The organism is Streptomyces sp. NPDC104581, from assembly GCF_055583685.1.
In genome coordinates, this window is the sequence record NZ_JBVJNN010000045.1 from 42,216 (window position 1) to 54,475 (window position 12,260).

The following is a 12,260-nucleotide window of genomic DNA, read 5'->3' on the forward strand; positions in this document are numbered from 1 at the left end:
AGGCACAGCGCAATGCGGCAGAACACGCTCGGAAGCGGCGGGGTCGGCGTATCCGAGCTCTCCTTCGGAACGGCCGGGATCGGCAATCTGTACACCCCCGTCGAACCGGAGCGGGCCGCGGCGGCCGTCGACGCCGCCTGGGACGCGGGCATCCGCTACTTCGACACCGCGCCGCACTACGGCCTCGGCCTCGCCGAACGCCGCCTCGGCGAAGCCCTGCGCTCCCGCCCCCGCGCCGACTACACCCTGTCGACCAAGGTGGGCCGGCTGCTGGAACCCGTGCCGTTCGCCGACGGCGACGACCTCGACAACGGCTTCGCCGTCCGCGCCACGCACCGCCGGGTCTGGGACTTCAGCGCCGACGGCGTACGGCGGAGCATCGACGACAGCCTGGAGAGGCTCGGCACCGACCGGATCGACACCGTCTATCTGCACGACCCGGACGACCACGTCGCCGACGCCTTCGGACAGGCGTACCCCGCGCTGGAACGGCTGCGGGCCGAGGGCGTCGTCGGCGCGATCGGCGCCGGGATGAACCAGACCGCCGTACTCACCCGCTTCCTCCGGGACACGGACGTCGACGTCGTCCTGTGCGCGGGCCGCCACACCCTCCTCGACCAGTCCGCCCTCGCCGGACTCCTGCCCGAGGCAACCGCCCGCGGCCGGAGCGTGGTCGTCGGCGGCGTCTTCAACTCCGGGCTGCTCGCCGACCCCCGCCCCGGCGCGACGTACGACTACACGGCCGCCCCGCCCGCGCTGCTGGAACGCGCCCAGCGGCTCAAGACCGTCGCCGAGCGGCACGGCGTCCCGCTGCGCGCCGCCGCGATCGCCTATCCGCTGCTCCACCCGGCCGTCGTGAGCGTCCTCGTCGGCACCCGGTCGGCCGCGGAGGTCGAGGACGCGGTGGACATGTACGGCCGCGCGGTCCCCGGCGCGCTCTGGGACGAGCTGCGCGCCGAGGGCCTGCTGGAGGGCGACGTCCGATGAGCGGGACCCCGCCGCGACCACCGACCGCGTCCGCGCCCGTCGTGGACGCCCACCACCATGTGTGGGACCTCTCCGTACGGGACCAGGACTGGATCACCGGCCCCGCCATGGCACCCATCCGGCGGAACTTCGGCGTGGCCGACCTCGCCCCCGAGGCCCGCGCGGCCGGAGTCGGCGCCACCGTCCTCGTCCAGACCGTCACGGTCGCCGAGGAGACCCCCGAATTCCTCGCCCTCGCCGACACGAGCGAGCTGATCGCCGGTGTCGTCGGTTGGACCGACCTCACCGCCCCCGGCATCGCCGACACCCTCGCCGCGCTGCGCGAGATGCCCGGCGGCGACAAGCTCGTCGGCATCCGGCACCAGGTCCAGGGCGAACCCGACCCCGAGTGGCTGCTGCGTCCCGACGTACGGCGCGGGCTCACCGCCGTGGCCGCCGCCGGGCTCGCGTACGACCTGCTCGTCCTGCCGCACCAGCTCCCGGCCGCGATCGCGACCGCCGCACTGCTGCCCCAGCTCACCTTCGTCCTCGACCACCTCGGCAAGCCGCCCGTCGCCACGGGCGGTCTCGACCCCTGGGCCGGTCACATCAGGGCGCTGGCCGCCAGGCCCAACGCCGTCTGCAAACTCTCCGGGCTCGTCACCGAGGCCGCGTGGGACTCCTGGACGGCGGACACACTGCGCCCGTACACGGAGACCGCGCTCGACGCGTTCGGCTCCGCGCGGCTGATGTTCGGCTCGGACTGGCCGGTCTGCCGACTGGCCGCCTCGTACGCCGAGGTCGTCGCCGTCACCCGGACGCTCACCGCGGACCTGAGCGACAACGAGCGGCGGGCGGTCTTCGGCGGGACGGCCACCGCGGTCTACGGACTCTGAACCGGCGCCCACCGGGCGTTCCCGCCGGTGCTGCGGCACGCTTGACGCATGCCTGAAGTCCCCGAAGTCGAAGCGCTGAGAGAGTTCCTCGACGGCCATCTGGTCGGCAAGGAGGTCGCCCGCGTGCTGCCCCTGTCGATCAACGTCCTCAAGACGTACGACCCGCCGCTCACCGCACTGGAGGGCACCACCGTCAGCGGGATCGAGCGGCACGGCAAATGGCTCGACATCGTGGCGGGCGACCCCGGGCTCCATCTGGTGATCCATCTGGCCCGCGCGGGCTGGCTGCGCTGGAAGGACGAGTTCCCGCCCACCCCGCCGCGCCCCGGGAAGGGGCCGCTCGCCCTGCGGACCGTCCTGGCCGGGGGCGACGGCTTCGACCTGACCGAGGCGGGCACCACCAAGCGCCTCGCCGTCCATCTCGTACGCGACCCCTTCCAGGTGCCCGCCGTCGCGAGCCTCGGCCCCGACCCGCTGGACGAGTCCTTCGACCGGGACGCCCTCGCCGCGCTGCTCGCGGGGGAGCGCCGCCAGCTCAAGGGCGCCCTGCGGGACCAGCGGCTGATCGCGGGCATCGGCAACGCCTACAGCGACGAGATCCTGCACGCGGCGAAGATGTCACCCTTCAAGCCGGTCCAGAATCTGACCGACGACGAGATCACCGTCCTCCACGACGCGATGCGCACGACGCTGAACTCGGCGATCGAACGCTCGCGCGGTGTCGCCGCCGGCCGGCTCAAGGCCGAGAAGAAGAGCGGTCTGCGGGTGCACGGCCGGGCCGGCGAGACATGCCCCGTGTGCGGCGACACCATCAGGTCGGTCGCCTTCGCGGACTCCTCGCTCCAGTACTGCCCCACCTGCCAGACGGGCGGCAAACCGCTCGCCGACCGCCGGACCTCCCGCTTCCTCAAGTAGGGGTGTCCCGTGGTCGCGACCGCCGCCGTACGAGGCGTGGGAGCCGTAGGAGAGGCGTACGAGGACCCCGCCGGTCCTGCCGTCACCGGCCCCGCACCGTCATCAGCCGCCGGCCCTCCGCCGTACGCACCTCGAACCGGTCGATCTCGTACGGCCGCAGCGCTGCGCCGCCCCAGGTGACCATCGGCCCCTCGCCGCCCGCGCGGGCCGACCAGGTCATCACGGTCTCCTCCGACCCGTCACGGCCGACGGCGACCAGCGCGCACACCCCGGCCGCCGCCGACTTCGACAGCTCCAGCGCGATGTCCGTGCCCCAGCCCCGCTCCGCCGCCGTCACGACCGCGGCCGTCCCGGTCCTGCGGTCCTTCGCCGTCCACCGCTCGGCCGTCGGCCCCGCCGGGGAGCCGCCGCCCCGCTGCGCGTCGACGACCGCGAACGGACCGCCCACCGCGATCACCATCGCCGCCGCCAGCAGGGCCAGCCGCCGCCGGCGGCTCACCCGCCGCCGGGCGGCCGTCCCTTCGAGCAGCCGGTGCAGCAGCTCGGGCCCCGCCGACACGATGGGCGCCACCCGCGCGGGGGTCCGCCGCGTGTACTCGTCGAGCTGACCCCGTACCGCGCCGAAATCCCCCAACAGCAGTGTGCAGTGCGGACAGTCCATGAGATGGTCCTCGAAGCGGAAGGCGTCGGCCGCGTCAAGGACGCCGAGCGCGTAGGCGCCCACGTCGCGATGGATCTCCGGGGTCCGCATGCCCCCTGATACGGGGCGCGACGGCGAATCACTCAAACGACACCCCCGTCCACGGATCGATATCCGCCTCCCGTCCGGGCCCACCACGCCCGGAAGCCCTTAAACTTCCCCGTCATGCTGCGTGTACTGGCCGTGGACGACGAAGAGCCCGCCCTCGAAGAGCTGCTGTACCTCCTGCGCGCCGACCCGCGGATCCGCGGCGCCGAGGGTGCCACCAGCGCGACCGAGGCGTTGCGCCGCATCGGGGCCGCGCTCGACGCCGGCCCGGACGACCCGGCCGCCGTCGACGTCGTCTTCCTCGACATCCACATGGCGGGCCTCACGGGCCTCGACGTCGCCAAGCTCCTGGCCGGTTTCGCCGAACCCCCGCTGATCGTCTTCGTCACCGCCCACGAGGGCTTCGCCGTCCAGGCGTTCGACCTCAAGGCCGTCGACTACGTGCTCAAGCCCGTCCGCCGGGAGCGGCTGGCCGAGGCCGTGCGGCGGGTCGCGGAGCTTGTGGGGGAGCGCGGCCCCGTCGTGGACACCTCCACCGACCAGATCCCCGTCGAACTCGGCGGCGTGACCCGCTTCGTCCCCGTCGCCGACATCGTCTACGCCGAGGCGCAGGGCGACTACGCCAGACTCCACACCGACACCGCAAGCCATCTGGTGCGTGTCCCCCTCACCACCCTGGAGGAGCGCTGGCGCTCCCGCGGTTTCGTACGGATCCACCGCCGGCATCTCGTCGCCATCGCCCGCATCGACGAACTGCGCCTCGACGCCGGCGCCATGAGCGTGCGCGTCGGTGAGGCGGAACTGGCGGTCAGCCGGCGTCACTCCAGAGCCCTGCGCGATCTGCTGATGCGACAGCCCGGCCGCTGACCAGGCCCTTCACCGGCCGGACGGTGGTGCGCCGGGGCTTCCCTCCGCCTCGGCGGTCTGCCTAGACTCCGGCCCTGGCACCGGCGACCCGGACGAGGGGGAGGAGAGACCATGACCGCTGATCCCCACCCCAAGCGGGAGGTCGTCACCGGTGAACCCCGCCGGGTACGCCCACTGCCCCGCTACCGCGCCCAGTCCGAGATCGACGAGCAGACCGCGCTCGGCGACGCCTACGTCCGCTCCCTCATGCGCAGCCAACTCCGCGCCGGACTCACGGCGTTCGCCCTGCTCGCCGCGGTCGTCGGCACACTCCCGCTCGCCTTCGCCGCGCTCGGCGACCCCACCGTCGTCTGGGTGGTGCTCGGCGTCGCCGCCTATCCGCTGCTCACCCTGCTGGCCTGGTGGTACGTGCGGCGCGCGGAGCGCAACGAGCGGGACTTCGCCCGGCTGGTGAAGGGCCGGCCGCTGCCGTGAGCCAGAGTTACACGGTGACGGCCGTCGCCGTCGTCGTGGTCGCCACCGTCCTCGTCGGCGGCTTCGGCCTGCGCATATCGCGCACCACCTCCGACTTCTACGTGGCCTCCCGCACCGTACGGCCCGGCCTCAACGCCGCCGCGATCAGCGGTGAGTACCTCTCCGCCGCCTCCTTCCTCGGCATCGCCGGACTGCTCCTGCTGCACGGCCCCGACATGCTCTGGTATCCGGTCGGCTACACCGCCGGCTATCTGGTCCTGCTGATCTTCGTCGCCGCCCCGCTGCGCCGCTCCGGTGCCTACACGCTGCCCGACTTCGCGGAGGGACGCCTGGAATCCCGCCCCGCCCGGCGCGTGGTCAGCGCCCTGGTCGTCGGCGCGGGCTGGCTCTATCTGGTGCCGCAGCTCCAGGGCGCGGGCCTCACCCTGGAGATCCTCACCGGCGCGCCGAACTGGTTCGGCGCCGTCCTCGTCGCGGTCGTCGTGGTGGTGGCCGTCGCGGCGGGCGGCATGCGCAGCATCACCTTCGTGCAGGCGTTCCAGTACTGGCTCAAGCTCACGGCGCTGCTCGTCCCGGCGATCTTCCTGCTGCTGGCCTGGCAGGGCGACGGCCGCCCCCCGATCGACTTCGACCCGACCGAGATGTCGAGCCGCGCGGACCACCCCATGTACGCGACGTACGGGCTGATCGTCGCCACCTTCCTCGGCACCATGGGCCTGCCGCACGTCGTGGTCCGCTTCTACACCAGCCCCAACGGCCGCGCGGCCCGCCGGACCACTGTCGTCGTGCTCGCCCTGATCGGCGGCTTCTATCTGCTGCCGCCGGTCTACGGCGCCCTCGGGCGGCTGTACGCGCCCGAGGGCGTCCTCGGTTCGGATGCCGACGCCGCCGTCCTGCTGCTGCCCGATCTGGTGATCGGGGGCACGGCAGGCGATCTGCTGGGCGCGCTGGTCGCGGGCGGCGCCTTCGCCGCGTTCCTGTCCACCGCGTCCGGTCTGACCATGGCGGTGGCCGGGGTGCTCACCCAGGACGTGCTGCCCTCGCGAGGCGTACGGCACTTCAGGCTGGCCACGCTGCTCGCGATGCTGATACCGCTCGGCGGTTCGCTCGTGGTCAGCGGCATGCCGGTGGCGGACGCCGTCGCGATGGCCTTCGCCGTCTCCGCGTCCTCGTTCTGCCCCCTGCTGGTGCTCGGCATCTGGTGGCGGCGACTCACCCCGCCCGGCGCGATAGCCGGACTGCTGCTCGGCGGCGGCTCGGCGCTGGTGGCCATCGGGATCACGGTCAGCGGCGCCGTACGGTCGGGCTGGCCGCACGCGCTGCTCGCCTGGCCCGCCGTCTGGTCGGTGCCCGTCGGGTTCCTCGCGATGATCCTGGTGTCGCTGGCCACCCGCTCGCGGATACCGCCGGGCACCAAGGCCGCCATGACCCGCTTCCATCTGCCGGAGGCCCTGACGCCACGGGCCCGGGGCGGCCCGCGATGACCCCGGCCCGGCCGGTCCCGACGACCCCGATGAGAGGTTCACGATGAGCGGCGCCGCCCTCGCGGTACTGATCGTGCTCGGCACGCTGCTGGCCGCCGGGGGATACGTGCTCGGCCGCCGTACCGGAAAGAGCCGCCCGGACCGGACCAGCGACGTCGGTACGCCCGTCGAGCACGCCACCTTCGAGACCCTGCACACCGCCTCGCTCGCCGCCCCGCCGCTGCGTGCCGGGCTCACCGAGGAGAGCGCGGGCAAGGCCGCCCGCCGGCTGCGCTCACTGCTGGGGACCGACGCGCTCTGCCTCACCGACCGGGACCGGGTACTGGTCTGGGACGGTCTCGGCGAGCACCACGGCAAACATGTGATGGACCATGTGCAGGGGCTGCTCGCCAGCGGGCGCGACACCGCCTTCGCCAGCGGCTGCGGTGATCTGGACTGTCCGCTGCGCTGGGGCGTCGCCGCGCCGCTGACCGTCGACCACCGGGTGCTCGGCACCCTCGTCGCCTACGCCCCGCGGGAGTCCGCGGTCCTCGCACGGGCGGCGGGTGAGGTCGCCCGCTGGGTCTCCGTACAGCTGGAACTCGCCGAACTCGACCGTTCCCGCACCCAGTTGATCGAGGCGGAGATCAAGGCGCTGCGCGCCCAGATCTCACCGCACTTCATCTTCAACTCTCTGGCCGCGATCGCCTCGTTCGTCCGTACCGACCCCGAGCGGGCCCGCGAACTGCTGCTGGAGTTCGCCGACTTCACCCGCTACTCGTTCCGCAGGCACGGGGACTTCACCACCCTCGCCGACGAACTGCACTCCATCGACCAGTACTTGGCGCTCGTCCGGGCCCGCTTCGGCGACCGTCTGTCGGTCACCCTCCAGGTCGCCCCCGAGGTGCTGCCGGTCGCGATGCCGTTCCTCTGTCTTCAGCCCCTCGTGGAGAACGCCGTCAAGCACGGTCTCGAAGGCAAGATCACGATGAGCCACATCACCATCAGCGCGCTCGACGCGGGCTCGGAGGCGGAAGTGGTGATCGAGGACGACGGGGTGGGCATGGACCCGGAGCGGCTGCGCCGGATCCTGCGCGGCGAGGGCGGCCTGTCCACGGGCATCGGACTGCTCAACGTGGACGAACGGCTGCGCCAGGTCTACGGGGACGACTACGGGCTCGTCATCGAGACCGGGGTCGGGGCGGGGATGCGGATCACGGTACGGATCCCCAAGTACCGCGCGGGGGTGCACGGCACCTGAGCGGGGCCCGGCGGCCGGAACGCCGAGGGTGCCTCTCGTCCCGGAACCCTCCCCGGAACCGCTTTCGGAACGGCTCTCAGAACAGATGTATCGCCAGATGCCCCAGCGGCAGCCCCAGTTGCCACGCCGGGGTCCACACCTGCGGCCCCTCCTCCTCGTACCGCCGCACCTCCCCGCGACCGGCCACGAGCGGATCGCCCGGCGCGCCCATCGCGTCGAGGTCCGGCGCCAGCAGCTCTGTCTCCTCAAGCCACCGCCAGGCCGCCAGGGCCAGTTCCAGATCGGGGTCGGGGACGGCGGCACCGGTCCGCTCCGCCTGGAACGCCCGGGTCTCCAGCAGGTCGAGTTGGTGACAGACCCATTCACGCCAACCGGTGCCGTACTCGGTCAGTGTCCGCCACTCGTCCATCCGCGCCACGCCGCCGGGTCCGCCGACCGCTCCGTCGGACAGGAAGATGGTCAGGGCGAGGGCGTCGCGACCCGCCCGGTACTCAAGTGTGGTGGGCGGCATCAGGTCGCCGGTGCGCAGTAGTTCGTCGGCGATGTACTCGGCGTACATCCATGCCATGGGGACGAGCAGGCCGCCTCCACCGTCTGTGTCGTGACGTTCCGGACGCATTGTTTTGCGCCTTCCTTCCCCTCCGTGGACGCTGCTTCACGGAGCATTGAACCGGCGGCCGGTGCCCAGCGTGGCCAGAAGAGCAGGATCCGACAGAGGACCGGAGGCGAATGTGACGGGTGAGGCCGGCGGTGACCCGCATGTGCGGTCGCAGCTCGGTGCCTACGCGCTGGGAGCTCTCACGCCCGAGGAGGACCGGCTCGTCGCCGGGCACCTGGACGGCTGTGCGAAATGCGCCGCGGCCTATGCGGAGGCGGCCGACGGGGCGGCGCTCCTCGCACTCTTCGACGAGGAGGACCTGTGGTAGCCCGGCAGGGAGCGGCCGAGCGCGCGGAGCGCGTAGTAGGAGCGGGACTTGACGGTGCCGGCCGGGATGCCGAGCACCTGCGCGGCTTCGCCCACGCTCAGACCCCTGAAGTAGATCTGGGCGAGTACGGCGCGGTGCTCCGGGCTGAGCGACTTCACCGCCTGGCGTACGTCGAGCGCCGCGACCGAGCGCTCCGTGGGGTCGCCCGGCTCCGGGGTGGCTTCGAGGACGCCGTCGCTGACCTCGGTGGGGCGGGCGAGACGTGAGCGGCGGGCGTCTATCGCCAGTCGGCGGCCGACGGTGAACAGCCAGGGGCGCATGGACTCGTAGGGGCCTTCGAACGCCTCGGGATGCTGCCAGGCGCGGACCAGTGTCTCCTGGAGCAGGTCCTCGGCGCGCTGCCGGTCGCCGTAGGTCAGACCGAGCAGGAAGTGCAGCAGGGCGGGGCCGTGGTCGCGCTGCAACTCCGCCAGTGCCCGCTCGTCGGTCGTCGCCGTGGCCGTGGCGGTGGCGGTGGTCATCGTGAACGTCCCTTCTCGCGGGGGGTCGCTGCCCTCGGCGTCGTTGCCGTTGGCGTATCGGAACGCATGGGGTGCGCCGAGGGACAGACGGCTCACACGGGTCTGCGACGAGCGGTCGCTCCGCGCGGCGAGTGGTGCGGTGAACGGTTCGGCCGATCCGCTTCGTCCATTTCGAGTGATTGGACACGTCTGGTGTATTAATCGCACTAATATGAAGATATGTATGCGTTGACCGTTTGGTCGCCTTCCTCGTCAATGAAGGAGCCTGACCGATGACGACGCGCATGCGCCACGGGGCGGTGGCCGCCGCCGCCCTCATGCTCGGTACGACCGCCGGATGCGCAGGGCCGGGCGCCGGGGACGCCGGTGAAGCCCCCGTCACGAGCACCTTCGGGTCCGGCGCTTCGGCGGCGGGCGGCGCCACACCACGGCGCGGATTCACGCTCGTCGCCTCCGGGGACGTTCTTCCGCACGACTCGGTCATCCGCCGGGCCGGCGTCGACGCGGGCGGCGCGGGCCACGACTTCGTACCGATGCTCGCCGGGGTGAAGTCCGTCGTCTCGGCCGCCGATGTGGCGATCTGTCACATGGAGACGGTGTACGGCCCGGACGGCGGGCCGTTCACCGGCTATCCGTCCTTCAAATCTCCGCCCCAGATCGCCACCGCGCTCAGGGCGACCGGCTACGACTCCTGCTCCACCGCCTCCAACCACTCCCTGGACGACGGCGCCGAGGGCATCAGCCGCACCCTCGGGGCGCTCGACAAGGCCGGGGTCGCGCACGTCGGCTCGGCGCGCTCGGCCGACGAGGACTCCCGGCCGGCGCTGCTGGACGCGGGCGGCGCGAAGGTCGCCCACCTGGCGTACACCTACGACACCAACGGCAGGCCGCTGCCCGACGGACAGCCCTGGGCCGTCGACCTCATCGACGAGGAGAAGATCGTCGCCGACTCACGGGCCGCCCGCGCGGCCGGCGCCGACGTCGTCGTCGTGAGCCTCCACTGGGGCACCGAGTGGCAGACGGCGCCCGACGAGAAGCAGCTGACCCTCGGCCGGCGCCTCACCGCGTCCAGGACCGGGGACCGTCCCGACGTCGACCTGATCATCGGCACGCACGCCCATGTCCCCCAGGCGTACGAGAAGGTCAACGGCACCTGGATCGTCTACGGCATGGGCGACCAGATCGCCGGCGAGATGGTCGACCACGCCGGACAGCCCGACCCGCGCGGCACCCAGGGCTCGATCGGCCGGTTCACCTTCGCGCCGCCCGCCGCCGAGGGGGAGCGCTGGTCGGTGACGAAGGCGGAGTTCGTCCCGCAGACCATGGACAACACCGTCGGACGGGTCGTCAATCTCAACCGGGCCCTGGACGAGGACCCGGCCAGGGACGACTACCGCACCGCACGGTCGGCGATCGAGGCCGCGGTCCTCGGGCGCGGCGCCGCCAAGGACGGCCTCACGACGGGCCGTTGACACCGGCCCCCCGCCGCCGCCCCGGCACCCGCGCAGGCCCTACGGGACGACCGTCACCGGCCAGCGGCCCGCCTTGACCAGCCGGACGGCCACCGAGCCGATGAAGCGGTGCCCCGCCGACTCGGACGCGCCCACGACCACGGCGTCGGCCTTCAGGTCGTCGGCCGCGGTGACCAGCCCGTTGTAGGGGTCGCCGCGCAGGGTGTGGAACTCCCAGCGGACGTCCCAGATGCCCCTGACCCGCTCGGCGCTGGTGCGGATCTCCTCCGCGAGACCCTCGGCGATCTCCTCGGTCGCGTCGGCGACCGGGGCGCCGAGCGCGGCGCCCGTCGACAGCAGCGGCTGCACGTACACGATCGCGAGCAGGGCGTTCTGCCGCCGGGCGAGACCGCCGGCGTACGCCACCGCGCGCAGGGACGACTCCGAACCGTCCACGCCGGCGACGATCACCTTCGGGCCGTCCGTGCCGCGTTCGAAGGGGGAGGGCTGCTGATCCGTCACGCCAGGAGGCTACCGGCTCCCGGAATCCGGGCCACCGGCGGTGCGCCCGGAGGCCGCTGCGGGACCCGTTCCAGCCCGCCCGCGCGACTGACGCTCATCGGCTCATCCCATCGAGTGCTTTACCCGCGCACGCCGGTGTCGGTGAGGCGCGCGAGCCGTCGGCCGTGCGAGCCATTGGCCATGGAACCCACGAAGACGAACCAGATGATTCCGGGGCGACGGGCCGTCCTGCGCCTCGCCGCCGTCCTCGGGGCCGTCGGCCTGGCCCGGCTGATGACCACGGGCGACAGCCACACACCGGTCCGTCCCTCGACCGGCAGTCCCCCGGCGGGCGGTCCCGCCGCCGGCGGCTCTCCGGCGGCCGGGGCGGCGGCGGGACCGCCCCCGGCACTGCCCGCCGGATCGTCCGCCTACCGGCTGAGCCCCATGACGGAGTTCCAGCCGCCCGGCTACCGCCCGGCCCGGCCACCTGTGCGCACCGAGCCCTTCATGGAGATGCCCGGTTCGGGCCGCTCGATGGTGCTCACCTTCGACGACGGGCCCGACCCCAAGTACACCCCCGCCATCCTCAGGACACTGCGCGCGCACGACGTACGGGCGATGTTCTTCGTCTGCGGCGCAATGGCGAAGGGCCAGGGCGACCTGCTCCGGGAGATGGCCGACGACGGGCACGTCGTCGCCAACCACAGCTGGTCGCACCCGGAGCTGCCCAAGCTGAAACCGGCCGCGATCCGTGAGGAGATGGAGCGCACCAGCGAGGTGATCGAGCGGACGCTCGGCCTCCCCCCGGTCTGGTTCCGCGCCCCGTACGGCTCCTGGAACCGGCACACCTTCAGGATCGGCGCCGACCTCGGCATGGAGCCCCTCGCCTGGACCCTGGACACCCTCGACTGGAAGTCACCCGGCACCGGGAAGATCGTCCGCAGAGTGCTCGACGGGGCCGCGCCCGGTGTCGTGGTGCTGTCCCACGACGCGGGCGGCAACCGCTCGCAGAGCGTGGCCGCGCTCCGCGACTACCTGCCGCGGCTTCTGAAGAAGGGGTACACCCTCACCGTACCGAGGCGCGGATACGGCATCACCCCGCCGAAGCGCTGACACACGGCGGCGGGGGGGGGGGGGGGGGGGGGGGGGGGGGGGGGGGGGGGGGGGGGGGGGGGGGCGGGGGGGGGGGGGGGGGGGGGGGGGGGGGGGGGGGGGGGGGGGGGGGGGGGGGGGGGGGGGGGGGGGGGGGGGGGGGGGGGGGGGGGGGG

At 73.0% G+C, this 12,260-nt stretch carries 14 protein-coding genes; 10 read left to right on the forward strand and 4 right to left on the reverse strand.

Annotation, left to right across the window (positions count from 1 at the left end; translation table 11 throughout):
- The first annotated feature begins 12 nt into the window (after positions 1 to 12).
- From ACZ61E_RS27700 to ACZ61E_RS27710, 3 genes are read left to right on the forward strand one after another with little or no spacing between them, the layout of a single operon-like run.
- The gene (locus ACZ61E_RS27700) at positions 13 to 987 is read left to right on the forward strand and encodes an aldo/keto reductase (RefSeq protein ID WP_469702651.1); all 975 of its coding nucleotides are present in this window, start codon (positions 13 to 15) and stop codon (positions 985 to 987) included.
- Positions 984 to 1,862 (forward strand): amidohydrolase family protein, encoded by an 879-nt coding sequence (locus ACZ61E_RS27705; protein ID WP_469702653.1) that lies wholly within the window; start codon positions 984 to 986, stop codon positions 1,860 to 1,862. Before ACZ61E_RS27700 ends, ACZ61E_RS27705 begins: the two co-directional genes overlap by 4 nt.
- Before the next feature lie 48 nt (positions 1,863 to 1,910).
- Positions 1,911 to 2,777, forward strand: a complete 867-nt coding sequence (locus ACZ61E_RS27710; RefSeq protein WP_469702654.1) for an Fpg/Nei family DNA glycosylase — start codon at positions 1,911 to 1,913, stop codon at positions 2,775 to 2,777.
- An 82-nt stretch (positions 2,778 to 2,859) separates the two neighbouring features.
- Here ACZ61E_RS27710 and ACZ61E_RS27715 read toward each other — a convergent pair whose 3' ends face one another.
- Positions 2,860 to 3,528 carry a zf-HC2 domain-containing protein gene (locus tag ACZ61E_RS27715; RefSeq protein WP_469702656.1) on the reverse strand — a complete coding sequence of 223 codons (669 nt, stop codon included), beginning with the start codon at positions 3,526 to 3,528 and terminating at the stop codon, positions 2,860 to 2,862.
- A 114-nt stretch (positions 3,529 to 3,642) separates the two neighbouring features.
- Between ACZ61E_RS27715 and ACZ61E_RS27720 the strand changes: the two genes are divergently transcribed.
- The 4 genes from ACZ61E_RS27720 to ACZ61E_RS27735 all read left to right on the forward strand — a co-directional run bounded on the left by ACZ61E_RS27720 (position 3,643) and on the right by ACZ61E_RS27735 (position 7,590).
- Positions 3,643 to 4,392 (forward strand): LytR/AlgR family response regulator transcription factor, encoded by a 750-nt coding sequence (locus ACZ61E_RS27720; protein WP_469702658.1) that lies wholly within the window; start codon positions 3,643 to 3,645, stop codon positions 4,390 to 4,392.
- Between the two features lie 111 nt (positions 4,393 to 4,503).
- Positions 4,504 to 4,866, forward strand: a complete 363-nt coding sequence (locus tag ACZ61E_RS27725; RefSeq protein WP_469702660.1) for a DUF485 domain-containing protein — start codon at positions 4,504 to 4,506, stop codon at positions 4,864 to 4,866.
- Positions 4,863 to 6,350, forward strand: coding sequence for a sodium/solute symporter (locus ACZ61E_RS27730; RefSeq protein ID WP_469702662.1), 1,488 nt, complete (start codon positions 4,863 to 4,865; stop codon positions 6,348 to 6,350). Before ACZ61E_RS27725 ends, ACZ61E_RS27730 begins: the two co-directional genes overlap by 4 nt.
- 43 nt (positions 6,351 to 6,393) lie before the next feature.
- Positions 6,394 to 7,590: a sensor histidine kinase gene (locus ACZ61E_RS27735; protein WP_469702664.1), complete on the forward strand. Its 1,197-nt coding sequence runs from the start codon at positions 6,394 to 6,396 to the stop codon at positions 7,588 to 7,590.
- Between the two features lie 76 nt (positions 7,591 to 7,666).
- Here the strand turns inward: ACZ61E_RS27735 and ACZ61E_RS27740 are convergent, their stop codons facing one another.
- On the reverse strand, positions 7,667 to 8,209 hold the full coding sequence (locus tag ACZ61E_RS27740; RefSeq protein ID WP_469702666.1) for a hypothetical protein: 543 nt from the start codon (positions 8,207 to 8,209) through the stop codon (positions 7,667 to 7,669).
- 112 nt (positions 8,210 to 8,321) lie between these two features.
- Here ACZ61E_RS27740 and ACZ61E_RS27745 point away from each other — a divergent pair, with 112 nt between their 5' ends.
- Complete coding sequence (locus ACZ61E_RS27745) at positions 8,322 to 8,516, forward strand: zf-HC2 domain-containing protein (RefSeq protein WP_469702667.1); 195 nt, start codon at positions 8,322 to 8,324, stop codon at positions 8,514 to 8,516.
- Here ACZ61E_RS27745 and ACZ61E_RS27750 read toward each other — a convergent pair.
- Complete coding sequence (locus ACZ61E_RS27750; protein WP_469702669.1) at positions 8,453 to 9,037, reverse strand: sigma-70 family RNA polymerase sigma factor; 585 nt, start codon at positions 9,035 to 9,037, stop codon at positions 8,453 to 8,455. The two genes, ACZ61E_RS27745 and ACZ61E_RS27750, sit on opposite strands and share 64 nt — an antisense overlap.
- A gap of 272 nt (positions 9,038 to 9,309) precedes the next feature.
- Between ACZ61E_RS27750 and ACZ61E_RS27755 the strand changes: the two genes are divergently transcribed.
- Complete coding sequence (locus ACZ61E_RS27755) at positions 9,310 to 10,509, forward strand: CapA family protein (RefSeq protein ID WP_469702670.1); 1,200 nt, start codon at positions 9,310 to 9,312, stop codon at positions 10,507 to 10,509.
- A gap of 39 nt (positions 10,510 to 10,548) precedes the next feature.
- On the opposite strand, the gene ACZ61E_RS27760 is transcribed toward ACZ61E_RS27755, so the two are convergent.
- Positions 10,549 to 11,010 carry a universal stress protein gene (locus ACZ61E_RS27760; RefSeq protein WP_469702672.1) on the reverse strand — a complete coding sequence of 154 codons (462 nt, stop codon included), beginning with the start codon at positions 11,008 to 11,010 and terminating at the stop codon, positions 10,549 to 10,551.
- A gap of 180 nt (positions 11,011 to 11,190) precedes the next feature.
- On the opposite strand from ACZ61E_RS27760, the gene ACZ61E_RS27765 reads away from it, so the two are divergent.
- The gene (locus ACZ61E_RS27765; protein WP_469702674.1) at positions 11,191 to 12,105 is read left to right on the forward strand and encodes a polysaccharide deacetylase family protein; all 915 of its coding nucleotides are present in this window, start codon (positions 11,191 to 11,193) and stop codon (positions 12,103 to 12,105) included.
- The last annotated feature ends 155 nt before the right edge of the window (positions 12,106 to 12,260 follow it).

Bases quoted from the DNA above. Each gene is read 5' to 3' on its own strand.
- ACZ61E_RS27725 (WP_469702660.1), top strand. From the start codon at position 4,504: ATGACCGCTGATCCCCACCCCAAGCGGGAGGTCGTCACCGGTGAACCC.
- ACZ61E_RS27755 (WP_469702670.1), top strand. From the start codon at position 9,310: ATGACGACGCGCATGCGCCACGGGGCGGTGGCCGCCGCCGCCCTCATG.
- ACZ61E_RS27720 (WP_469702658.1), top strand. From the start codon at position 3,643: ATGCTGCGTGTACTGGCCGTGGACGACGAAGAGCCCGCCCTCGAAGAG.
- ACZ61E_RS27765 (WP_469702674.1), top strand. From the start codon at position 11,191: ATGGAACCCACGAAGACGAACCAGATGATTCCGGGGCGACGGGCCGTC.
- ACZ61E_RS27750 (WP_469702669.1), bottom strand. From the start codon at position 9,037: ATGACCACCGCCACCGCCACGGCCACGGCGACGACCGACGAGCGGGCA.
- ACZ61E_RS27735 (WP_469702664.1), top strand. From the start codon at position 6,394: ATGAGCGGCGCCGCCCTCGCGGTACTGATCGTGCTCGGCACGCTGCTG.
- ACZ61E_RS27700 (WP_469702651.1), top strand. From the start codon at position 13: ATGCGGCAGAACACGCTCGGAAGCGGCGGGGTCGGCGTATCCGAGCTC.
- ACZ61E_RS27740 (WP_469702666.1), bottom strand. From the start codon at position 8,209: ATGCGTCCGGAACGTCACGACACAGACGGTGGAGGCGGCCTGCTCGTC.
- ACZ61E_RS27710 (WP_469702654.1), top strand. From the start codon at position 1,911: ATGCCTGAAGTCCCCGAAGTCGAAGCGCTGAGAGAGTTCCTCGACGGC.
- ACZ61E_RS27705 (WP_469702653.1), top strand. From the start codon at position 984: ATGAGCGGGACCCCGCCGCGACCACCGACCGCGTCCGCGCCCGTCGTG.
- ACZ61E_RS27715 (WP_469702656.1), bottom strand. From the start codon at position 3,528: ATGCGGACCCCGGAGATCCATCGCGACGTGGGCGCCTACGCGCTCGGC.